Here is a 21,126-nt window from a genome sequence, read left to right as displayed (position 1 = left end):
CGTCAGATGATGAGGTCGCCGCCGTTGATGTCCACGGCCGCGCCGGTGATGTAGGCCGCCCGGTCGGAGGCGAGGAACGCCACGAGTTCCGCGACTTCCCACGCCTGCCCGACGCGGGGTACCGGGAACGACCGGGTGACGCGCTCGAGCGTCTCGTCGGGCAGCAGGGCGCGGGCCATCGGCGTGTCGATGAGCCCGGGACAGACGGCGTTCACGGTGACACCGTCGGGTCCGCAGGTCTTCGCCAGGTGCCGGGTCAGGCCGAGGACCCCGTGCTTGGCCGTGGTGTAGTGCGCCCCGCCCGCGGTGCTGATCGTCTTGCCCGCGGTGGAGGAGAAGTTGACGATCCGCCCCCACCGTCCGGCGCGCATCGCGGGCAGCGCTTGCCGGCAGCACAGGAACGTGCCGTGCACGTTCACCGCGAGCACCCGGTTCCACTCGTTCTCGGTGATGTCGTCGAACGGGGTCGGCGGCGCGATCCCCGCGGCGTTGACGAGGATGTCCAGCCGCGAGTAGCCGGCCAGCAGCGCGTCGAACGCGTCGCGGACCGCGTCGGCGTGGGTGATGTCCACTGCCGTCGAACAGACCCGGCCGGGTGCGACCTCCAGCGTGGCCGCCAGGTCGGCGCGGCCGGGTGCGGCGAGGTCGAACACGGCGACGGTCGCTCCGCGGCGGGCGAGGGCGTGCGCGGTGGCCAGTCCCATGCCGCTCGCGCCGCCGGTGACGACCGCGACCCGGCCGGCGAGTTCGCTGCTGTCGGCGCTGGTGGGCGCGCCGAGCCCCGGTGCGGTGCTCATGCGGCCGCCAGGACGGCACGTGCGCGGGCGAAGGCGGCCGCCGCGAGCTCGAGCTGGTCCGGCGTGTGCGCCGCCGAGACCTGCACCCGGATCCGTTCCGCACCGGCCGGGACGACCGGGTGGGCCAGCGCGAAGGCGAGGACACCTTCGCGCCGCAGCGCCGCCGACACGTCACGGGCCAGCGAGCCGCCCCGCAGCATCACCGGGATGATCGGGTGCTCGCCCGGCAGCACCTCGTACCCGAGGTCGCGCAACGCCCCGCGGAGCCACACGGTGTTGGCGGCCAGCCGCTCGCGCAGATCGGGACGCCGCCGCGCGATGCCGATCGCGGTCAGCGCCGCGACGGCCAGCGCCGGAGCCAACGCGTTGGTGAAGACGTAGGGACGCGAGACCTGGCGCACGGTCTCCACGACCGCACGGGAACCGGCGACGAAACCGCCGGCGCCACCGCCCAGCGCCTTGCCCAGCGTCCCGGTCAGCACGTCGACGCGGCCGGTGAGCCCGAAGTGCTCGGCGGTGCCCGCGCCGCTCGCGCCCAGCACCCCCGTGGCGTGCGAGTCGTCGACCACGAGCACCGCGTCGTAGCGTTCCGCCAGTTCACACAGCCGGGGCAGCGGGGCGATGTCGCCGTCCATGCTGAACACGCCGTCGGTGACGACGACCCGGTGGCGCGCGTCCGCGGCCCCGGCGAGGCCGCGTTCGAGCTCGTCGAGGTCGGCGTGCGGGAACACGTGCCGCCGGGCCGGTGCCAGCCGGATGCCGTCGATCAGGCTGGCGTGGTTGAGCGCGTCGCTGAAGACGACGTCGTCCCGGCCGAGCAGGGCGTCGAACACGCCGAGGTTCGCGTCGAAGCACGAGCCGTGGAGTGCGGCGTCCTCGGTCCCGACCAGCTCGGCGATGGCGGCCTCGAGCAGGCCGTGGACCTCCCGCGTGCCGCACAGCACCCGTCCCGCGGTGACCCCGACTCCCAGCTCCCGCACCGCCCGCTGGGCCGCGTCGAGGACCTCGGGGTCACCGGCGAGCCCGAGGTAGTCGTTGGCGGCGAGGTTCACCAGCGTCTCGCCGTCCACGCCGAGCGCCGGCCCCTGCGGACCGGAGACCACCAGGTCGCGGCGCAACCCGGTCCTCGCCCGGCGATCGTCCAGCTCCGTCCGGAGCCGGTGCAGCAATGCGGCGTTCACGCGTCCCGTCCCGGGGTCCAGCCCGCGCAGGGCACCACACCGAATCCCCGGCTGGGGAAGACGGCGTCCATGAAGAAGTCGTGCATCGCCGGGTCCCCGTCGGCGCACCCGTCCCGCAGCACGGTCACCCCGTAGCCGCGGTCGGCGGCGTCGTAGCAGGTCGCGGCCACCATCGCGCTCGTGGCGACCCCGGCGATCGCGAGTGTGCGGACACCGCGGGCGCGCAACACGAGGTCGAGGTCGGTGCCGGCGAAGGCGCTGGCGCGGCGTTTGAGCACGACCACGTCCTCGCCGGAGACCGGCAACGCGATCTGAGTGCCGGCCGAACCCTCGTGGAAGGCTTCCCCGGCGTCGAAGAACGTCCGGAACATCGCGTTGTCCGGCGGCACGTCGGCCCCGTTGGCGCGGAATCCGAAGTGGACGAACACCACGAGGACACCGGCCGCGCGGGCGCGGGGGAGCAGTTCGGTCAGCGGGGGCACGACCTGCCTGGCGAACGGGTAGCCGTCGGTGATGCCCCGCTGGATGTCGCCGATGATCAGTGCGGTGCTCACGACAGGCTCCCGTCCAGCCGTTCCATCCGGCGGCCCACGCTGAGCAGGACGGCCAGCCCGGCGGTCATGATGATCGCGATGGCCAGCAGCGCCCAGGTGAAGCTGCCGGTCGCGGACGCGATGGCCCCGGTGAAGTAGGGGCCGACGAACCCGCTGACGTTGCTGACCGAGTTGATCAGCGCGATCCCGGACGCGGCCGCCGCGCCGGTCAGGCCGATCGCCGGGATCCGCCAGAACTGCGGCATCGCGGTCATGATCCCGGCGACGCTCACGCAGACCGCGACCACGAACAGGGTGCCGCTGCTGGTGAAGGTGGCCAGCAGCAGCCCTGCCACCCCGACGGTCATCGGGACGGCCGTCGCGGTGACCGCCGTCCGGCGGGCGGCGAAGCGGGCCCAGAGAAGCAGGGCGAGCACGGCCACCGCGTACGGGATGGCGGACAGCAGCACACTGCTGACATCACCGGACTTGCCGATGCTGTGCGTGATGGACCGGATCATCGTGGGCAGGAAGAACTGCAGCGGGTACAGGCCGAACGCGATCGCGAACCACGTCACGGCCATCAGCCAGACCCGGCCGCTGGTCAGCGCCTGGCGCAGCCCGGTGAGCGCCCCGCGGGCGCGGTGCTCGTCGGTTTCGGCGGCCAGCGTGGCCTCGATGGCGGCCTTCTCCCGGTCGTCGAGCCAGCGCGCGTTCCCCGGGCGGTCCGGCAGGAAGGCGAGGATCAGGATGCTGACCAGGATCGTCAGGACGCCCTCGACGAGGAACAGCGACCGCCAGCCCGCGATGCCGAACAGGTTCTGACCCCACTCCAGCAGCGCGGCGGCCAGCGGAGAGCCGATGACCGAGGACACCGGGGTCATCAGGAAGAAGGCGGACAACGCCCAGGAGCGCTGGCGGCGCGGGAACCACAACGTCAGGTAGAGCAGGATCCCGGCGGCCAGGCCGGCTTCGGCGAGCCCGAGCAGCAACCGCGCGAGGAACAACGTCGCCGCCGAGTTCACGGCCGCGGTCGCCGCCGTGACCAGACCCCAGGTGATCATGATGCGGGCGATCCACTTCCGCGCGCCGAACCGCCTGAGCATCATGTTGCTCGGCACTTCCACGAGGATGTAGCCGATGAAGAACAGACCCGCGGCGAGGCCGATCTGGCCGCTCGTCAGGTGCAGGTCCCGGGACATGGGCGCGGCGATGTAGCCGACGTTGGCACGGTCGATGTAGCTCGCCACGTAGGCCAGGCCGACCAGCGGGATGATCCGGAAGCCGACCTTGCGCCACGTGCGTGGCGCGACGACGGCCCGGGTGGTAGCGGCGGTGGAGTCCATCGGGAGGTCCAATCGGTGAGAAGGGCTGGTGTCTCCGTGGTGTTGGTGGACATGGATTTCAGCGCTGCCCGCGCAGCCGGGCGGTGGCGCCCGCGTCGATCACACCATTCGCGGTGATCACGACGGCGTAGTCCCGCTCGGCTCCCTCGCGGGTCACTTTGCCGTCGAGGACGTCGTCGAGGACCCGCTCCGGCTCGCGTTCGAACGGGTGGCCGTGGCCGCCGCCGCCGGCGGTGACGTGGCGGTGGCGGGTGCCCGCGGTCATGACGAAGTGCGGTTTGGACTCCAGTACCCGTTCGCCGGGGCCACCGGGGTCGAGCACGTTGAGCGAGGGCGTTCCCGGCGCGCCGCCGGCCAGTCCGTAGGGCAGGAACTTCCGCCGGTCGGACCTGATCTGCACCGCGGCCTCGGGCGCCAGGAGCGTCATGTCGCGGAAGGTCGCGAGACCACCGCGCCACCGGCCCGCGCCGCCGCTGTCCGGGAGGTAGCCGTACCCGTCGATGCGGAGGTGACCGGAGCGTTCCAGTTCCTCGACCGGGGTGTTGGTCAGGTTGGCGCCCAGCGAGCTGATCCCGTCCACCCCATCCCGGTCCGGCCGGGCGCCCCACGCGCCGGCCAGCGGATCCCACAGCACGGCGGATTCGCCGTCCGCGCCGACGACCCCGATCGCGATCCCGTCGGGTCCGCCGTCCCCGGCCGCGGGCACCCGGGCGGGGAACACCGGGGCGAGCGCGCCGAGCACCGCGTCGATGATCCGGAAACCCACCAGGCCACGGGCACCGCGCGCGGCGGGGCGTTGTCCGTTGAGGATCGACGCCTCCGGGATGACGAAGGTGAACGGCCGGTAGAAGCCGCTGTTGGCCGGGATGTCGGCGGCGAGGACACCCTGCAGGGCCGCGTAGGAGGCGGAGCGGGTGAACGACGCGGTCGCGTTGAGCGCGGAGCCGACCTGCGGTGCCGAACCGGTGAAGTCGAGCTCGATCGCGGACCCGGACAGCGTCGCCTTGACCGCGATCGGGATCGGCCCGGAGCCGAGTCCGTCGTCGTCGATGTGGTCGGTGAACTCGTAGGTCCCCGGCACCGCTTCGGCCAGCGCGGCGCGCAGCAGGGTCTCGGAGTAGTCGAGCAGTTCGTCGTTGAGGGTGGCGAGCCGTTCGACACCGTGCCGCGCCGCGAGGGCACGCAGTCCCTCGGCCCCGGTGTGGCAGGCCGCCAGCTGGGATTCGAGGTCGCCGCGCAGCAGGTCGGGTTCGCGGACGTTGCGCAGGATGAGCTGCAGGAAGGTCTCGTTCGTGGTGCCGGCCTCGATCAGGCGCGACGGCGGGATCTGGATGCCTTCGGCGAAGATGCTCGTCGACTGCACGGCCATCGAACCGGCGGCCCAGCCGCCCACGTCGGTGTGGTTGACGACGGTGACCGCGAACCCCAGGAGCGCGGTGCCGGCGAACACCGGGGCGACCGCGAAGATGTCGGGCAGGTGCATGCCGCCGCGGGACGGGTCGTTGAGCAGGTAGACGTCACCGGGCTGGATCCGGTCGCCGAACTCGGCGAAGATCTCCTCCATCGCGTCAGGAATGGACCCCAGGTGCACCGGCAGGGTGTTGGCCTGGGCGATGACGCGGCCGTGGGCGTCGCACAGCGCGGCGGAGAAGTCCATGCTGGACGCGACGAGCTGCGAGTGTGCGGTGCGCAGGATCGTGATCGCCATTTCGTCGGCGATGCCGGTGACGGCGTTGCGGAAGACCTCGAAGGTCACGGCGTCGCGGATCATGCGGCACTCCAGGTGATCACGATGTTGTTGAACCGGTCGCGGTGCACTCGCGCACCGGGCGGGACGAGGGTGGTGGCGTCCATGTCCTCGACGACCACCGGTCCCGCCACCGGTTCGGTGCCGAGGGCGGACCGTCCCACGACCGGGGTCGGCACGGTCTCGGCGAACCGGCAGTCGCGGGTGGTGGGTTCGCGGTCGGCGGCGGGCAGGCTCAGCACGTCGGCGATGGACACCGGGGTGGGCACCCGGCCGCGGACCCGGAGGTTGACCAGCTCGACCAGTTCGTCGGTGCCGGCCCGGCCGTAGGTGCGCTTGTGCTCGGCGTGGAACCGCGATCGCACCTCGGCGAGCAGGTCGCCGGTGAGGTCGCCGTCGGGCACCCGGATGCGCAGTTCGAACCGCTGCCCGCGGTAGCGCATGTCCAGCAGCCGGTCCACCACGGCGTCCGGCCCCAGCTCGTCGGTCACCTTCGCGGCGAGGCGGCCGAACTCCGCGGCGAGCGCGCTGGTCTGCGCGAACTCGTCCCGGTACGGGGTGAGCTCGTGCCGCTCGGTGTCGGCGACGAGCAGGCCCAGGCTGCTGAACAGGCCCGGGTACACGGGCACGATCACGGTGGAGATGCCCAGTTCGCGGGCCAGCGCGGCGGCGTAGAGCGGACCGGCGCCGCCGAAGGCGACCATGGTGGCCTCCCGCGGGTCGCGTCCGCGTTCGCTGGTCACCGCCTTGACCGCGGTCGTCATGCTCGACACCGCCACCTGGTAGGCGCCTCGCGCGGTGCCCGCCACGTCGTCGCCGAGCTGTTCGGCGACCGGGGTCAGCGCCTTCACGGCCAGGTCGGGGTGGACCGGCACGCGGCCACCGGCCAGGGCGTGCGGGCTGAGGTACCCGAGCGTCACGTTGGCGTCGGTCAGGGTCGGCAGTTCACCGCCCTGCCCGTAACAGGCCGGGCCCGGCCGGGAACCGGCGCTGGCGGGACCCACGTGCAGCGCGCCGGCCGGGTCCACGGAGATGATGCTGCCACCGCCGGATCCGACCTCGGCGATGTCGATCGAGGGGGCGCGCACCGGGTACCCGGCGCCGGAGCTGAGGCCGCGGGCGACGTTCATCCCGCCGCCGACCTCGTAGTCGGCGGAGACGAACGGCTCGCCATCCTCGATCAGGGAGGCCTTCGCCGTGGTCCCGCCCATGTCGAAGGCGACCACTGTGGACAGTCCGATCAGCTGGGCCAGCTTCTGCACCGCGGTCACCCCGGCCGCGGGACCGGATTCGATGATCTGCACCGGCCGCTGTGCGACGGAAGCCGCCTCCAGCAGCCCGCCACTGGACTGCATCACCAGCAGCGGTGCGGTCACCTCGGCCGCCCGCAGCCCGGCTTCCAGCCGGGTGAGGTAGCCGTGCACGGCCGGGCCGACGTAGGCGTTGACGGTCACGGTGCTCGTGCGCTCGAACTCGTGCGGCTGCGGCGACACGTCGACCGACGCGGTGACGTAGACGCCGGGCAGCTCGGCCCGCAGCAGCTCGGCGACCCGGCGTTCCTCGTCGGGCCGGACGTAGGAGTTGATCAGGCACACGGCCACCGCCCGGATCCCCGCCGCCCGCAGGCGCGCGGCCAGGGTGCGGATCTCGTCGTCGTCGGCCGGGGGATCGAGCCGCCCGTCGGCGGTGATGCGCTGGTCGAGTTCGTACCGGTGCCGCCGCCGGGCGAGGGGCACCGGCTTGGACCAGGACAGGTCGTAGAGCACCGGCCGCCGCAGCCGGCCGAGCTCCAGCACGTCGCGGAAGCCGCGGGTGGTGACGACCGCGGTGCGGACGCCGGTCATCTCCAGGATCGCGTTGGTGGCCACGGTGGTGCCGTGCAGCATCGCGGTGACGGCTTCCGGTTTCGCCCCGGCCGCGGCCAGCACACCGGTGGTCGCCGACACCACCCCCGCGCCGTAGTCCGGCGGGGTGGAGGGGACCTTCATCGGGACAACGTCGCCGGCCGGACCCAGCGCGATGACGTCGGTGAAGGTGCCGCCGATGTCGGCGCCGACTCGCCAGCCGGCCGGTCGGGGATCGGGACGGGAAGCCACGGGATCTCCTTCACTGAACGAGTAAGTGGGATCACAGTAAACTCGGGTTGAGATATCAGCAAGAGTCAGTTGGCGTTTTTGAACGTCAGGCCAGCCTCTTGACCGGCCCGGACCGGTCCCGTTAGGTTCGGCATCCGTCAAACTGCATATCGCGCCATTCGAACCGGAGCGGGAGAGCTCCCGCCGCGGGCGGGACGCCGAAGGAGCAACACTCCCCAGAATCTCTCAGGCACCCCCACCGCTCCGGCGAGGCGAACTCTGGAAAGTCAGGACCCGGTCCTGCGCCCACGGTGCAAACCGCTCCCGCGGTGAAGCTCTCAGGTATCGATGACAGAGCGGGGAGGCCCACCCAGCCGTGGTGCCGCGTCGGTGCGGTGCCGGACACCGGGAGCCTCCTGCCGTGAACTCCGTTCCCGCATCCCCCTCCCGTGCCGGGACCGCCGCGCCATCCGCCGGCCCGCCCACCACACGGTCCACTCCGGACCCGATGCCGGCCGCTGCCGTGCGGGCCCGATCAGCCGAGGAGGCGCCCGTGTCCGTTCCGGCCGAGCTGAAGTACACCGCCGAGCACGAGTGGCTCGACGTCGACGGGGACACCGCCACCGTCGGCAGCACCGTCGCGGCGGGCCGGCCGTGCGGTGAGATCGAGTCCACCAAGTCGGTCAGCGAGCTCTACGCGCCGGTGGACGGCGAGGTCGTCGAGGTCAACGCGAAGGTCGCCGCCGACCCCGGTCTGCTCAACACCGACCCGTTCGGCGAGGGCTGGCTGATCCGGATGAAGGTCGCCGCGGTGGGCGACCTGCTCGACGCGGCCGCCTACCTGGCGCGCACCGGCGGCGCCTGATGGGTACGCACGACCTCCCGCTGTCCGAAGTGGACCCCGAGGTGCACGCCGCGGTGACGTCCGAGCTCGACCGTCAGCGGCACACCCTCGAGCTGATCGCGAGCGAGAACTCCGCGCCGGTGGCGGTGATGCAGGCGCAGGGCTCGGTCCTGACCAACAAGTACGCCGAGGGTTATCCCGGTCGCCGGTACTACGGCGGCTGCGAGCACGTCGACACCGTGGAACGACTCGCCATCGACCGCGTGAAGCAACTGTTCGGATCCCGTTTCGCCAACGTCCAGCCGAATTCCGGGGCACCGGCCAACGCGGCGGCCATGTTCGCGATGCTCGAAGCCGGTGACACCGTGCTCGGCCTCGACCTGGCCCACGGCGGGCACCTGACGCACGGGATGCGGGCGAACTCCAGCGGCCGGTTCTACCGGGTCGTGCCCTACCACGTGCGTGACACCGATTTCCGGCTGGACCTGGCCGAGGTCGAGCGGCTGGCGGCCGAGCACCGCCCGAAGCTCATCGTGGCCGGCTGGTCGGCCTACCCGCTGCACCTGGACTTCGCCGCGTTCCGCCGCATCGCCGATGACGTCGGCGCGCGCCTGGTGGTGGACATGGCGCACTTCGCCGGGCTCGTGGCGGCCGGCCTGCACCCCAGCCCGGTGCCGCACGCCGACGTCGTCACCACCACGACCCACAAGACTCTCGGCGGCCCGCGCGGCGGCGTGATCCTCACCGACGACGCGGCGCTGGCCAAACGCATCGACTCGGCGGTCTTCCCGGGGCAGCAGGGCGGTCCGCTCGAGCACGTGATCGCGGCGAAGGCGGTGGCGTTCAAACTGGCCGGGACCGAAGAGTTCCGCGACCGGCAGCGCCGCACCCTCGAGGGCGCCCGCCTCATCGCCCGCCGGCTGCTCGCCGACGACGTCCGGCAGGCCGGGATCTCGGTCCTCACCGGCGGCACACAGGTCCACCTCGTGGTGGTGGACCTGCGGCACTCGGCGCTCGACGGGCGCCAGGCCGATAACCGGCTGCACGCGGCCGGCATCACCGTGAACCGCAACGCGGTGCCCTTCGACCCGCGTCCGCCGATGGTGTCCTCGGGAGTGCGGATCGGCACGCCCGCGCTCGCCACGCGCGGCTTCGGCGCCGCGGAGTTCGCCGAGGTCGCCGACATCCTCGCGACGGCGCTCGTCACGTCCGCGCCGGAGGATGTGCTGCCCGGGTTGCGTGCCCGCGTGGCGGCGCTGGCCGCGAAGTTCCCGCTCTACCCGGAGATGTGAGGGCCGCGCGGTGGCGCTGAGCGCGTTCGACCTCTACACCGTCGGAATCGGCCCGTCCTCCTCGCACACGGTGGGACCGATGCGGGCGGCCAAGCGGTTCGCGGACGGACTGACGGGGGAGGGGCGGCTGCCCGAGCTGGTGCATGTGGAACTGTTCGGGTCGCTGGGGGCCACCGGGCACGGCCACGGGTCGGAGAATGCGGTCCTGCTCGGTCTGCTGGGCGAAGATCCCGCCACCGTGGACACCCGCACCGCGGAAGCCCGGGCCGCGCGGGTGCGGGAACGGGGCGCCGTGACGCTCAACGGGGTGCACGAGACCGGTGTCGAGGTGGTGCTGCACCGCCGGAAATCCCTGCCCGTCCACCCCAACGGCATGATGTTCACCGCCCGCGGGGCCGGCGGCGAGGTCCTGCGGGAACGCACCTACTACTCGGTGGGCGGCGGTTTCGTGGTGGACGAGCAGGCGGCTGGGGCGGATCGCATCGTGGCCGACACCACGCCGGTGCGGTACCCGTTCGCCACGGCCGCCGACCTGCTCCGGATCTGCGCCGACCGCGGGCTGCGGATCAGCGACGTCATGCTCGCCAACGAACTGGCGGGGCGAACCGAACGCCAGGTCCGGGACGGGCTGCTGCACATCTGGGGTGTCATGGCCGGCTGCGTGCGGGCGGGCTGTCAGGGGGAAGGGGTGCTGCCGGGAGGTCTGCGGGTGCCGCGGCGCGCCCGGCCTGTTCCGCGAACTCACGTCCGGCAGGGCGCGCGGGACCCGCTCGACGTGGTGGACTGGGTCACCCTGTTCGCCCTCGCCGTCAACGAGGAGAACGCCGCGGGCGGCCGCGTCGTCACCGCGCCGACGAACGGTGCGGCGGGCATCATCCCCGCGGTCCTGCACTACTACACGCGGTTCGAGGCGGATGCCGGTGACGACGGGGTCGTGCGGTTCCTGCTCGCCGCGGCGGCGATCGGCATCCTGGTCAAGCAGAACGCGTCGATCTCCGGCGCGGAGGTCGGCTGCCAGGGCGAGGTCGGATCCGCGTGCTCGATGGCCGCGGCGGGACTGTGCGAAGTCCTCGGCGGCAGCCCCCGGTAGGTGGAGAACGCGGCCGAGATCGGCATCGAGCACAACCTGGGCCTCACCTGCGATCCGGTGGGTGGTCTCGTGCAGATCCCGTGCATCGAGCGCAACGCGATCGCCTCGGTGAAGGCGATCAACGCCGCCCGGATCGCGCTGCGTGGCACCGGCAGCCACGTGGTGAGCCTGGACAAGGCGATCAAGACCATGCGCGACACCGGGCGCGACATGCACGTCAAGTACAAGGAAACCGCGCGCGGCGGACTGGCGGTGAACGTGATCGAGTGCTGACCGGACCGGCGGCCTGACGGTGGTGTTCGCCGGCAGGCCGCGCGGCCATCGGATCTGCTCCGCCGCCTTCTTCAGCAGCGCGTCGGCCCAGTCCGCCCCGTGACCGAACGGGCAGAGCAGGTCATTCCGGTTCGTTGTGTTCGGTGCCAGGTGGGTTTGCCGGAGAAGTCCGCCGGTCCCGGCCGTCGGGCTCACCCCATCGGCTGAAAGAAGTGCGCGAGCCCGCCGGACGGCGCACCCTTTCGAGCATGGTGTTCGGAAAGGCCGTTGCCGTCGCGGCCGTGCTGATCACGGCCACCGCGCCGGTGGCCGGGGCCGAACCCGCCCACGGGGACCGGGCCTTCACCGCGGGCGGCACCTTCACCGCGCCCGAGGGCGTCAGCTCGGTGTTCATCGCGCTGTGGGGCGCGGGCGGCGGGGGCGGGGTGACGGCCTCGCCGGCCGCCGCACCCAAACCCCCGGAGACCCCGGCACAACAGCCGCCCAACGCGCCGGGCACCACCGGTGGTGGCGGGGGTGCCGCCTGGTGTTCGGTCGCGGTCACGCCGGCCACGGAGTACATCGTGACCGTCGGCGTGGGCGGCGTCCCCGGGGCTCCGGGCGGCGACTCGAGCCTGGGCGTCACCGGCAGCCCACCACTCGTCGTGGCCCACGGCGGGCAAGCCGGGACGCCTGGGGCGTACGGGCGCGGCGGCACCGCGGACTGCGGAACCTCGCCCGGGCTGGTGGCCACCGGCAGCAACGGCACCGCCGACCAGCCCGGGACAGCGGGAGTGATTCCGAGCGAGCCGCCTGGCGGGATCGGTTCCGGCGGCGCCGCCGGCGCGCCCGGCGCACCCGGGTACGTCTACCTCTGGTGGTGACGTGCCAGGAGGGAATGCCGCCTGCTGTAGGTGAAGTAGACCACCATCCCGATCACGAACCAGATCGCGAACCGCAGCCACGTCTCCGGCTTGAGGAACGTGATCAGCCAGATCGAGAACGCCACCCCGATCGCCGGCACCACCGGCACCCCGGGGCAGCGGAACGTGCGCGGCAGGTCGGGCCGGCGGTACCGCAGCACCACCACGGCGACGCACACCACCACGAACGCCAGCAGGATGCCGATGTTCGTCAGCTCGGCCGCCTCGCCGATCGGCAGCAGGCCGGCGATCACCGCGGCCGCCACGCCGAGCACCCACGTCATCCGGCTCGGCACCCGCCGCACCGGGTGCGTGCCGGAGAACCACTTCGGCAGCAGGCCGTCGCGGCTCATCGAGTACCCGACGCGGGTCGCGCCCAGCAGGAACGTGAACAGCACCGTCAGGATGCCGAGAATGGCGCCGACGGCGATGACCGCGCCCAGCGCGCGCAACCCGACCGACTCGAACGCGCTCGAGAACGCGGCTTCCGGGTCGATGTCGGTGTAGGGCACCATCCCGGTCAGCACCAGGCACGCCAGCACGTACAGCACCATCGAGATCCCGAGCGAGTACAGGATCGCCTTCGGCATGTGCTTCTGCGACTCGCGCGACTCCTCGGCCGCGGTCGACATCGCGTCGTACCCGAACACCGCGAAGAACACCGTCGCCGCACCGGTGAAGGCCCCGCTGATCCCGAACGGGAAGAAGTTCGACCAGTTGCCGGTCTTGACGTGGAACGCGCCGACCACGATCACCAGCACGACGAGCGCGACCTTGAGGTACACCAGCAGCGTCTCGAACCGCGCGGCCGACCGCATGCCCTGGTTCAGGACGAACGCGATCAGCAGGCACAGCAGCATCGCGAACAGGTTCACCTTGTACGACCCCGCGGCCACGCCGTTCGGCTCGGTGCCCGGCGCGCCGGACATCCACAGCGGCAGGTGGACGTCGAGGAATCCCAGCAGGTCGTTGAAGTAGCCGGAGATGCCGATCGCGACCACGGCGACGATCGCGGTGTACTCCAGAAGCAGGTCCCAGCCGATGAACCAGCCGACGAGCTCGCCGAGCACCGCGTAGCCGTAGGTGTAGGCCGACCCGGCCCGCGGGATCAGCCCGGCGAACTCGGCGTAGGAGAACGCGGCGGCCGCGCTGGCGATGCCGGCCACCAGGAACGAGATGAGCACCGCGGGCCCGGCGGTCTCGTTCGCCACCGCGCCCGCGAGCGAGAAGATGCCCGCCCCGATGATCCCGCCCACGCCGATCGCCGTCAGCTGCCACAGGCCCAGTGTCCGCTGGAGCCCGCCGCCTTCCTCGGCTTCGATCTGCTCGACGGGTTTGCGCCGGAACAGCTCGCGTACGGCCACCGATGTCCCCAATCACTCGTCCGGGTGAGACCGGATCACGGTACTAGGGAGCGGCCCGCCCCGGGACCTCCGAAGGTCCCGGGGCTGTGCCGGATCAGGCGAACTGGCCGGGCCGGTAGTCGCCGGCCGGGTTCCGGGTGATGACGTTGATGCGGTTCCACGTGTTGATGAGCGCGATTGCGGCGACCAGCGCGGCGAGCTGCTCCTCGTCGTAGTGCTTGGCCGCGTTGGCCCACACCTCGTCGCTGACACCACCGGCCGCGTCGGCGATGCGGGTGCCCTCCTCGGTGAGCTCCAGGGCCGCGCGTTCGGCCTCGGTGAACACGGTGGCTTCGCGCCAGGCCGCCACCAGGTTCAGCCGCGTCGGCTCCTCGCCGGCCGCCACCGCGTCCTTGTAGTGCATGTCCGTGCAGTAACCGCAGCCGTTGATCTGGCTGGCGCGCAGCGTCAGCAGCGCCTGCGTGGTCGCGGGCAGCGTCGAATCGGCGAGCACCTTGCCCGCCGCGAAGATGTGCTTGAAGAACTTGCCTGCCGTCGGGCTGGCGAAGAGGTTCAGACGAGCGTCCACGGTGAACTCCTGTTCCGTTGGGGTTTCCACATCCCTGACGGAACAGCCCGGCGAAATGTGACAGCCAACTGGTGCGGGTCATGACGTTGGTGCCGGCATGCCCGTCCACCGGGCCCGGGCGTTCTTCACCCGCCACGGCATCATCCACATCCACCGCAGCCCTGGCCGTCTGGAACATCCATTACAACTACCGTCGGCCACACGTCGGCACCGGAGACCAGCCACCAGCGACTCGACTCCACACCGGCGTCACCAACGCCATGGCCTCACTAGCTAACCCGCGGCGGCCCTCTGGGTGAGCGAGGCCGAGCGGCGGCGCGACTTCTTGTGCAGCGCACCGGCGCGGAAGTAGCTCAGCAACTCGGCGATCGCGACGGGGTCGTCCAGCTGCGGGCAGTGGCCCCACTCCTCGCGCAGCATCAGCCGGCTGTGCGGCACCAGGGCGTGCAGGCGACGGCCGGCGGCGGCGGTCACCAGCCGGTCCTTGCCGCACGCGACCACCAGCAGCGGCACCTTGATCGATTCCAGGCCGTCGTAGGCGTCGGCGAGCTCGGCGACCAGCTGGCGGGCCTGATCCAGACGAGTGGTGGTGGACCGGAAGTCGGGGAACAGCCCCGTGAACCGCGCCACGTGCGCGACGTCGGCGGCCGCGCGGTCGGCGTAGAGCAGCCGCGGCACCACGAACCCGGCGATGGTGCGGACCACGAACCCGGGCACCGGTAGCGGCAGGGAGGCGGCCAGGCGCAGCGGCAGCGGGTACTTCCCGACCGTGCGGACCAGCCAGGAGTCGACGAACCCGGGCGCGGCGATGGAGACCACCCCGGACACCGGCAGCTGCTCGCGGCAGGCCGCGCGCAGGCTCAGCGTGCCCCCCAGCGAGTTTCCGGCCAGCACGACCTTGCCGCGGTCGGAGTAGAACCGGGTGACCTCGGCGACGAAGGCGTCCAGCTGGGCGAGCATCGCGCCGGGCCGCAGCGGATCGGCCTCGCCGAACCCGGGCAGGTCCACCGCGACCGCGGGGATCCCGGCGGCGGCGAGCTCGGCCAGCGCCGGGCGCCAGGTGTCGGCGCTGTCGCAGTAGCCGTGCAGGAGGACGAGTCTTCCGGTGCCGCGCTTGGGTTTGGGACCCACTTCCAGCACCCTGGTGCGCACGCCGGCGAAGCTCCGGTGGCCGGCCCGGATGTCCTCCGGGCCGGCGGACCGTGAGCCCGGCGCCGCCTCGATCTCCCGCTGCACTGCGGTCATGTACCCAGGTTAGCGAGTAAATCTCGGGTTTCGCTCAGTCGACGTGGATCACAAACTGGTGTCGGCGTGATGTCAACAAGGCGTCTGCGCAGGTCAGCGCGATTCAGCGGGTGAAAACGACCTTCCCCGCGGTCTGACCCTCCTGCATCAGCCGGAACCCTTCGGCGGCCTCCGCCAGCGGCAGTTCCTTGCCGATCTGCGGCCGGATGCCGGTCAGGTCGAGGTAACGGAGCAGGTCCTCCAGCTCGTCGCGGGTCCCCATCGTGGACCCGACGACGCGCAGCTGCAGGAAGAACACCCGCTGCAGGTCGGCGCTCGGGTCCGGGCCGCTGGTCGACCCCGACACGACCACGATCCCGCCCGGCTTGAGCGACTTGAGCGAGTGACCCCAGGTCGCCTTGCCGACGGTCTCGAACACGCCGTCCACCCGCTCGGGCAGCCGCGCGCCGGACTCGAACGTCTGGTGCGCGCCCAGCTGCTCGGCCAGCGCGCGCTTCTCCTCGGACCGGCCGGTGACCCACACCCTCAGGCCCGCGGCCCGCCCGAGCTGGACCAGGGCGGTCGACACGCCGCCGGACGCACCCTGCACGAGCATCGTCTGGCCGGGGCGCAGACCGGACTTCACGAACAGCATCCGGTACGCGGTCAGCCAGGCCGTGCCCATCGTGGCGGCCTCGGCGAACGACAACCCGGCCGGCTTCGGCACCGCGTTGCGCGCCGGGACGACCACGTGGTCGGCGAAGGTGCCCTGGTACTTCTCGGTGAGCAGCGTGCGTTTCGGGTCGAGGGTGTCGTCCCCCTGCCAGCCCGGCGCGTTGACCACGGAGTGCAGGACGACCTCCGTGCCGTCCTCCAGCACGCCGGCCCCGTCGCAGCCGAGGATCATCGGGAACTGGTCCGGTTTGATCCCGACGCCGCGCAGGGTCCAGAGGTCGTGCATGTTGAGGCTGGCGGCCTTGACGGCCACCTTGACCCAGCCTGCGGGCACCTCGGGGTCCGGCCGCTCGCCGACGACCAGGGCGTCGAGCGGGTTGTCGGGGTTCGGTTCACGGGCGTAGACGGCGAACATGCCTGCAACGTACCTCGCCCGGGCCCCTGGCGTACCCTGGTCAGGTGTTCGACGGCTTCGCCAACTGGTGGGACAACGCGGAACTGTGGCTCGCGCAGCTGTGGTTCCCGCTGCAGTTCCTGCTGGTCATCGCGGTGCTGGCGCCCCTGTGCCTGGGCGTGGCGTGGCTGATCGACCGGATCGTCGACCGGGTGGCCGCGTGGTTGCGGGCAGGCCGCGACGAGGACGCGTCGAGCCGGTCCTAAGGTGTCGCTGGTGTCAAGCAGGAGGCGGATCACCGTCGCGCTGGTCGGGCTCATCGTGCTCGTGTTCGGTGGGTGGATCGTGCGCGAGACGGCCACGTCGACGGAGCCCGCTGCCGGGCTGACGGCGCTGTCCAGCCTGCCGGCCGAAGCCGGGCAGACGTGGCGCCTCATCCAGGCGGGCGGGCCGTTCCCGTACCGCGAAGACGGAACCGTGTTCGAGAACCGGGAGAAGCGGCTCCCCGTGAAGCAGAGCGGCTACTACCACGAGTACACGGTGCCCACACCCGGAAGTGAGGATCGCGGCGCCCGGCGGTTGATCACCGGGGGGCGGGCCGAGCTGTACTACACCGGCGATCACTACGCTTCCTTCGTCCAGGTCGACCCGTCGAAGTAGCGAGAACTCCCATGTCCCAGACGTCTTCGAAGACGATCGTCGAGCAGGCCCGCGCGCGTGGTGCCTACTCGCACCTCATCGATGGCCGGCCCGCGGACAAGATGTCCGCGCTCGACGCCATCGCGTCCGCGTTGTCCTTTCCGGACTGGTTCGGCCGCAACCTGGACGCGCTCTACGACTGCCTCACCGACCTGTCGTGGCTGCCCTACGGCGAGCACGTGCTGGTGTGGGCGGGATCGGACCTGCTCAAGCAGGCCGACCCCAAGTCGTACCTGGCGATCCGCAGCGTCCTGTCGGACGCCGAGCGGGCGCTCGCGCCGGGCGGCGACCGCGCCGACAGCCGCCGGCTGACGGTCGCCCTCGCCGACGACTAGTCCGCCGGCACCCAGTTCGGTTTGCGCTTCTCGGCGAAGGCGCGGATGCCTTCCTGGCCCTCGTCGCTGGCGAAGAACTGTGCGGACAGCTTCAGCATGTCCGGGAACCCGTCGGACGGCGTGGCCGGGCGGGGGCTCGCCAGGAGCTGTTTGGTGGCGGCCAGCGCGGCCGGGCCGCCGAGGGTGAGCGCCTGGACGTAGCGGTCGGTCTCGGCGTCGAGCCGGTCGGCGTCCACGGCCTTGTTGATGAGTCCGATCTCGGCGGCGCGCGCGGCGTCGAACACCTCACCGGTGAGGAACAGTTCCTGCGCGGCGCGCGGGTTGACGCGCGGCAGGACGGTCAGCGAGATCACGGCCGGCACGACGCCGATGCGGACCTCGGAGAACGCGAAGGTGACCTCGTGCGCGGCGACGACGATGTCCGCCGCGGCGACCATCCCGACCCCACCCGCGCGGGCGACGCCGGACAGCTTCGCCACGACCGGCTTCGGGCTCGTCCAGATCTGCTCCAGGATCCGCGGGAACTCGTTCACGCCCTGGTCGCCGGCCCCGGCGCCCTTGGCCTCCTTGAGATCCATGCCGGCGCAGAACACCCGGCCGGTGTGGGTGAGCACGATCACGCGCACGGCGTCGTCGGCCTTCGCCTTGGCCAGCGAGTCGGACAGCTCACGACGCAGCTGGGCGGACAGGGCGTTCCGATTGTGCGGCGAGTCGAGGGTGATGGTCGCGACACCACTCGCCACTGAGTAATGCACCAGTTCATCAGTCACGGGCTCACCATAGTTGGATCGGGCCGCCGTGGGCCTGCTGCTGTGAGCGGGTGCGCACCGGGGTGAAGCTGTGACACCGCGTGAGGCCCGCGCTATCGTGCCGTGGAGCGCGACCAGGAGAGGGGGAGGGGTTCGGTGTGGCTGAGGCGGGCTCTACCGGGGCTGCACAAATCGCGGGCGTGTTCGGCGGCGAGGACAACCTGCAGCGCATGAACGCGGATGCGAAGCGCATGCTGGCCGACGCGAAGGCCGGCAAGTGGGCGGTGGACGAAGACACTGGGACCCACCTGGGGCGAGCGGTGACGCAGATGCAGGACCGGATGCGGCAGGCGGCCCAGCGGATCGACCGGCTGCAGGTGGCGCCGAAGCTCGGCAACGACGAATACGCGAGGAAGGTCGCGGCGCATTTTCTCGCCGCGATGGACTAGGATGAGCGATCGCTCGTCCGGGTCTTCCTCGCGACTCAGGACATGCTCGACAGCCTCCGGCAGGCCATCGATATTGCGATCAGCAAGTACGACGCCTCGGACGACGCGGCGACCCAGGCTCTCCACACGTTCAAGGACCAAGACCGGTGACTGTCAACGTTCGCATCGCCCAGGCCGTCGCAGGTGTCGTGGGACTGGCGCTGACCACGACTGCATGCACGAGCACGGTGACGGGCACAGCATCCCCCGCGCCTACTTCGAGCCAAGCGAGCTCCGACGTGTTCGCTGGCCTAAACGCGTGTCGAGTCCTGGAGCAGCTCACGACGGGACAAGGCTTCGAGCCGGGGGAGAACATCAGCAGGCGCAACGAGTGCGATGTCACGAAACCAGGTGTCTCGACGTACGGTCTGGCGCTGGACCCGGTGCAGGGCCTTCGTGAGTTCGCCGCGACGAGCGCGGGTGTCGTAGAGACGTCGGTCAACGGACGTGCCGCGCTGCAGGCGCCGATTACTTTGGGTGGATGCGCCGTCGTGATCGAGGTCGGTGAGCACGCTCGCGCGATGCTGCAGGTATCACTGGCGTCCAACGACGATCAGCAAGCGTGCGTCGACGCCCAAGCCCTTGCCGAAAAGCTCGAGCCGTTGCTTCCCAAGGTGCGGTGACCAAGCTCAGTGCTGACCTGGAAGCAGCACGGTTCCGGATGTCCGAGTTCGGTACGTACGGGCTTGCGTTGGACCCGGTACAGGGCCTGTGAGTTCGCCGCGACGAGCGAGGGTTCGTACAGACCTCGGGCCGCGATGCAGGTTGCGCTGTCGTGCCGCCTGACGCAGATGCAGGACCGGATGAGGGAAGTCAGCCGTCGGCTCTACCGGCTCCGGCAGGCGCCGAAACTGGGCAACGATGAATACGCCAAGCAGTTCCTCACCGCGATGGACTGGGATGACCAATCCCTGGTCCGGGTGTTCCTCGCCGCTCAAGATATGCTCGTTAGCCTGCATGAGGCTATCGAGATCGCGATCAGCAAGTATGACGCCTCGGACGAGGCAGCGACCCAGGCTCTCATGACCTTCAAGGACCAGGACTGGTGACCGTCAACGTTCGCATCGTCCAGGCCTCCGCAGCGATGGTGGGTCTGGCAATGGCTACGGCTGCCTGCACCACCACCGTGGCGGGCACTGCGTCGCCGGCACCTAGTTCGAGTGCTGCGAACTCCGATGTTTTCGCCGGCCTCAGCGCTTGCCAGGTCCTCGAGCAGCTCACCGCGGGACAGGGTTTCGGGCCCGGGGAGAACATCAGTCGGCGCAACGAGTGTGATGTTCTGAAGCACGAGTTCGGCACGTACGGTCTGGCACTTGATCCTGTTCAGGGGCTTCGTGAATACGCCGAGACCACCGAGGGTGTGGTGGAGACCTCGGTCAACGGACGTGCTGCGCTGCAAGCGCCCATTCCGCTGGGTGGGTGCGCGATCGTGATCGAGGTCGGGGAGCATGCTCGCGCGATGGTGCAGGTGTCGCTGATTTCGGGGCCGCGCGACCCGCAGGCCTGCGTCGACGCCCAAGCCCTTGCCGAAAAGCTCGAGCCGTTGCTTCCCAAGGTGCGGTGACCAAGCTCAGTGCTGACCTGGAAGCAGCACGGTTCCGGATGTCCGAGATCAAGCTCGGCGAGCACCCTAGGGCCATGGGGACGTTGTGCGGTCCATCCGCATGTCGAGTGGCGCGTCGTGCTGTCGGGGCGCCTGACGCAGATGCAGGACCGGATGAGGGAAGTCGGCCGCCGGCTCTACCGGCTCCAGCAGGCACCGAAGCTCGGCAACGACGAGTACGCCAAGAAGGCCGCAGCACACTTCCTTGCCGCGATGGATTCGGACGAGCAGTCTCTCGTCCGGGTCTTCTACTCGGTTCAGGATATGCTCGCTAGCCTTCGCGAGGCGGTCGAGATCGCGATCAGCAAGTACGACGCCTCCGACGAAGCGGCGGCCCAGGCTGTCCGGATGTTCAAGGATCAGGAATCACAGTGACGTTCAACGTACGCATCGTCCAGGCCGTTGCGGGCTTTGCGTGTCTGGCGGTGGCCGCGACAGCGTGCACCAGCAGGGTAGCGGGCACAGCTTCGCCTGCTCCCAGCGCCGGGCCCAGTCCGAGCGCGACGTACGCCGATGTCTTCGCGGGCCTCAACGCGTGTCAAGTGCTGGACCAGCTTACTGCCGGACAAGGTTTCAATCCGGGCGAGAACAAGAGCAGGCGCAATGAATGCGGTGCCACGAAGCCGGACTTCGGAGCGTACGGTCTGGCGTTGGATCCTGTGCAGGGGCTTCGCGAGTTCGCCGAGACCACCGAGGGTGTGGTGGAGACCTCGGTCAACGGACGTGCTGCGCTGCAAGCGCCCATTCCGCTGGGTGGGTGCGCGATCGTGATCGAGGTCGGGGAGCATGCTCGCGCGATGGTGCAGGTGTCGCTGATTTCGGGTCCGCGCGACCCGCAGGCCTGCGTCGACGCCCAAGCCCTTGCCGAAAAGCTCGAGCCGTTGCTTCCCAAGGTGCGGTGACCAAGCTCAGCGCTGACCTGGAAGCAGCACGATGCCGGAAGTCCG

At 70.9% G+C, this 21,126-nt stretch carries 23 protein-coding genes, 1 pseudogene and 2 riboswitches; of the genes and pseudogenes, 13 read left to right on the top strand and 11 right to left on the bottom strand.

The features are described 5' to 3' along the window. Positions 1-2 precede the first annotated feature (2 nt). From FB470_RS01825 to FB470_RS01800, 6 genes are read right to left on the bottom strand one after another with little or no spacing between them, the layout of a single operon-like run. Positions 3-797 (bottom strand): SDR family NAD(P)-dependent oxidoreductase, encoded by a 795-nt coding sequence (locus tag FB470_RS01825; RefSeq protein WP_306988199.1) that lies wholly within the window; start codon positions 795-797, stop codon positions 3-5. Further along, positions 794-1,978, bottom strand: a complete 1,185-nt coding sequence (locus tag FB470_RS01820; protein WP_306988198.1) for a glycine C-acetyltransferase — start codon at positions 1,976-1,978, stop codon at positions 794-796. The genes FB470_RS01825 and FB470_RS01820 overlap by 4 nt, the downstream gene beginning before the upstream one ends. Beyond that, positions 1,975-2,532, bottom strand: a complete 558-nt coding sequence (locus FB470_RS01815) for a cysteine hydrolase family protein (protein WP_306988197.1) — start codon at positions 2,530-2,532, stop codon at positions 1,975-1,977. The genes FB470_RS01820 and FB470_RS01815 overlap by 4 nt, the downstream gene beginning before the upstream one ends. Then, the gene (locus FB470_RS01810) at positions 2,529-3,857 is read right to left on the bottom strand and encodes an MFS transporter (protein WP_306988196.1); all 1,329 of its coding nucleotides are present in this window, start codon (positions 3,855-3,857) and stop codon (positions 2,529-2,531) included. The genes FB470_RS01815 and FB470_RS01810 overlap by 4 nt, the downstream gene beginning before the upstream one ends. Before the next feature lie 58 nt (positions 3,858-3,915). Further along, positions 3,916-5,628: a hydantoinase B/oxoprolinase family protein gene (locus FB470_RS01805; protein ID WP_306988195.1), complete on the bottom strand. Its 1,713-nt coding sequence runs from the start codon at positions 5,626-5,628 to the stop codon at positions 3,916-3,918. Then, positions 5,625-7,700, bottom strand: coding sequence for a hydantoinase/oxoprolinase family protein (locus FB470_RS01800; protein ID WP_306988194.1), 2,076 nt, complete (start codon positions 7,698-7,700; stop codon positions 5,625-5,627). Before FB470_RS01800 ends, FB470_RS01805 begins: the two co-directional genes overlap by 4 nt. Positions 7,701-7,859: 159 nt before the next feature. Beyond that, a riboswitch (glycine riboswitch) is annotated at positions 7,860-7,951 on the top strand. 1 nt (position 7,952) lies between these two features. After that, positions 7,953-8,044: riboswitch (glycine riboswitch) on the top strand. 188 nt (positions 8,045-8,232) lie between these two features. On the opposite strand from FB470_RS01800, the gene FB470_RS01795 reads away from it, so the two are divergent. From FB470_RS01795 to FB470_RS01780, 4 genes and pseudogenes are all read left to right on the top strand, one after another. Next, positions 8,233-8,544: a glycine cleavage system protein H gene (locus tag FB470_RS01795; protein WP_306988192.1), complete on the top strand. Its 312-nt coding sequence runs from the start codon at positions 8,233-8,235 to the stop codon at positions 8,542-8,544. Continuing rightward, positions 8,544-9,815, top strand: coding sequence for a serine hydroxymethyltransferase (glyA, locus tag FB470_RS01790; protein WP_306988191.1), 1,272 nt, complete (start codon positions 8,544-8,546; stop codon positions 9,813-9,815). Before FB470_RS01795 ends, glyA begins: the two co-directional genes overlap by 1 nt. A 10-nt stretch (positions 9,816-9,825) precedes the next feature. Next, a pseudogene (locus FB470_RS01785) lies at positions 9,826-11,178 on the top strand (L-serine ammonia-lyase). A gap of 248 nt (positions 11,179-11,426) precedes the next feature. Then, positions 11,427-12,041, top strand: a complete 615-nt coding sequence (locus FB470_RS01780; protein WP_306988190.1) for a glycine-rich domain-containing protein — start codon at positions 11,427-11,429, stop codon at positions 12,039-12,041. On the opposite strand, the gene FB470_RS01775 is transcribed toward FB470_RS01780, so the two are convergent. From FB470_RS01775 to FB470_RS01755, 4 genes are all read right to left on the bottom strand, one after another. After that, positions 12,026-13,444, bottom strand: coding sequence for an amino acid permease (locus FB470_RS01775; RefSeq protein ID WP_306988189.1), 1,419 nt, complete (start codon positions 13,442-13,444; stop codon positions 12,026-12,028). The two genes, FB470_RS01780 and FB470_RS01775, sit on opposite strands and share 16 nt — an antisense overlap. A 94-nt stretch (positions 13,445-13,538) precedes the next feature. After that, the gene (locus FB470_RS01770) at positions 13,539-14,012 is read right to left on the bottom strand and encodes a carboxymuconolactone decarboxylase family protein (protein WP_306988188.1); all 474 of its coding nucleotides are present in this window, start codon (positions 14,010-14,012) and stop codon (positions 13,539-13,541) included. Between the two features lie 273 nt (positions 14,013-14,285). Then, positions 14,286-15,257, bottom strand: coding sequence for an alpha/beta fold hydrolase (locus FB470_RS01760; protein ID WP_306988187.1), 972 nt, complete (start codon positions 15,255-15,257; stop codon positions 14,286-14,288). A gap of 103 nt (positions 15,258-15,360) precedes the next feature. Beyond that, the gene (locus tag FB470_RS01755; protein ID WP_306988185.1) at positions 15,361-16,326 is read right to left on the bottom strand and encodes a quinone oxidoreductase family protein; all 966 of its coding nucleotides are present in this window, start codon (positions 16,324-16,326) and stop codon (positions 15,361-15,363) included. 44 nt (positions 16,327-16,370) lie between these two features. On the opposite strand from FB470_RS01755, the gene FB470_RS01750 reads away from it, so the two are divergent. The 3 genes from FB470_RS01750 to FB470_RS01740 are packed head-to-tail and all read left to right on the top strand — an operon-like array spanning position 16,371 to position 17,339. Next, positions 16,371-16,571, top strand: coding sequence for a hypothetical protein (locus FB470_RS01750; protein WP_179777777.1), 201 nt, complete (start codon positions 16,371-16,373; stop codon positions 16,569-16,571). Between the two features lie 10 nt (positions 16,572-16,581). Then, entirely contained in the window at positions 16,582-16,965 is a 384-nt protein-coding gene (locus tag FB470_RS01745) for a guanyl-specific ribonuclease (protein WP_306988184.1), read from the top strand. Positions 16,966-16,976: 11 nt separating this feature from the next. Continuing rightward, entirely contained in the window at positions 16,977-17,339 is a 363-nt protein-coding gene (locus FB470_RS01740) for a barstar family protein (RefSeq protein WP_306988183.1), read from the top strand. Here the strand turns inward: FB470_RS01740 and FB470_RS01735 are convergent. Continuing rightward, the gene (locus FB470_RS01735) at positions 17,336-18,109 is read right to left on the bottom strand and encodes an enoyl-CoA hydratase-related protein (protein ID WP_306988182.1); all 774 of its coding nucleotides are present in this window, start codon (positions 18,107-18,109) and stop codon (positions 17,336-17,338) included. The genes FB470_RS01740 and FB470_RS01735 overlap by 4 nt on opposite strands. Before the next feature lie 137 nt (positions 18,110-18,246). On the opposite strand from FB470_RS01735, the gene FB470_RS01730 reads away from it, so the two are divergent. From FB470_RS01730 to FB470_RS01705, 6 genes are all read left to right on the top strand, one after another. After that, positions 18,247-18,537 (top strand): hypothetical protein, encoded by a 291-nt coding sequence (locus FB470_RS01730; protein ID WP_306988181.1) that lies wholly within the window; start codon positions 18,247-18,249, stop codon positions 18,535-18,537. 146 nt (positions 18,538-18,683) lie between these two features. After that, the gene (locus FB470_RS01725) at positions 18,684-19,199 is read left to right on the top strand and encodes a DUF3558 domain-containing protein (RefSeq protein WP_306988179.1); all 516 of its coding nucleotides are present in this window, start codon (positions 18,684-18,686) and stop codon (positions 19,197-19,199) included. 135 nt (positions 19,200-19,334) lie between these two features. Continuing rightward, on the top strand, positions 19,335-19,625 hold the full coding sequence (locus FB470_RS01720; protein ID WP_306988178.1) for a hypothetical protein: 291 nt from the start codon (positions 19,335-19,337) through the stop codon (positions 19,623-19,625). Further along, a complete protein-coding gene (locus FB470_RS01715; RefSeq protein ID WP_306988176.1) occupies positions 19,622-20,140 on the top strand; it encodes a DUF3558 domain-containing protein in 519 nt (172 codons plus the stop codon). The genes FB470_RS01720 and FB470_RS01715 overlap by 4 nt, the downstream gene beginning before the upstream one ends. Positions 20,141-20,257: 117 nt before the next feature. Then, positions 20,258-20,554 carry a hypothetical protein gene (locus FB470_RS01710; RefSeq protein WP_306988174.1) on the top strand — a complete coding sequence of 99 codons (297 nt, stop codon included), beginning with the start codon at positions 20,258-20,260 and terminating at the stop codon, positions 20,552-20,554. Next, positions 20,551-21,081: a DUF3558 domain-containing protein gene (locus FB470_RS01705; protein ID WP_306988172.1), complete on the top strand. Its 531-nt coding sequence runs from the start codon at positions 20,551-20,553 to the stop codon at positions 21,079-21,081. The genes FB470_RS01710 and FB470_RS01705 overlap by 4 nt, the downstream gene beginning before the upstream one ends. Positions 21,082-21,126 lie beyond the last annotated feature (45 nt).

The organism is Amycolatopsis thermophila (genome assembly GCF_030814215.1).
In the GTDB taxonomy this organism is placed as follows: Bacteria; Actinomycetota; Actinomycetes; order Mycobacteriales; family Pseudonocardiaceae; genus Amycolatopsis_E; species Amycolatopsis_E thermophila.
This window is presented reverse-complemented; position numbering and strand designations above follow the sequence as displayed.

What these genes read in the sequence shown, in the direction of transcription:
- FB470_RS01825 (WP_306988199.1), bottom strand. Translation starts at nt 797, where the DNA reads ATGAGCACCGCACCGGGGCTCGGCGCGCCCACCAGCGCCGACAGCAGC.
- FB470_RS01810 (WP_306988196.1), bottom strand. Translation starts at nt 3,857, where the DNA reads ATGGACTCCACCGCCGCTACCACCCGGGCCGTCGTCGCGCCACGCACG.
- FB470_RS01805 (WP_306988195.1), bottom strand. Translation starts at nt 5,628, where the DNA reads ATGATCCGCGACGCCGTGACCTTCGAGGTCTTCCGCAACGCCGTCACC.
- glyA (WP_306988191.1), top strand. Translation starts at nt 8,544, where the DNA reads ATGGGTACGCACGACCTCCCGCTGTCCGAAGTGGACCCCGAGGTGCAC.
- FB470_RS01780 (WP_306988190.1), top strand. Translation starts at nt 11,427, where the DNA reads ATGGTGTTCGGAAAGGCCGTTGCCGTCGCGGCCGTGCTGATCACGGCC.
- FB470_RS01760 (WP_306988187.1), bottom strand. Translation starts at nt 15,257, where the DNA reads ATGACCGCAGTGCAGCGGGAGATCGAGGCGGCGCCGGGCTCACGGTCC.
- FB470_RS01755 (WP_306988185.1), bottom strand. Translation starts at nt 16,326, where the DNA reads ATGTTCGCCGTCTACGCCCGTGAACCGAACCCCGACAACCCGCTCGAC.
- FB470_RS01740 (WP_306988183.1), top strand. Translation starts at nt 16,977, where the DNA reads ATGTCCCAGACGTCTTCGAAGACGATCGTCGAGCAGGCCCGCGCGCGT.
- FB470_RS01720 (WP_306988178.1), top strand. Translation starts at nt 19,335, where the DNA reads ATGCAGGTTGCGCTGTCGTGCCGCCTGACGCAGATGCAGGACCGGATG.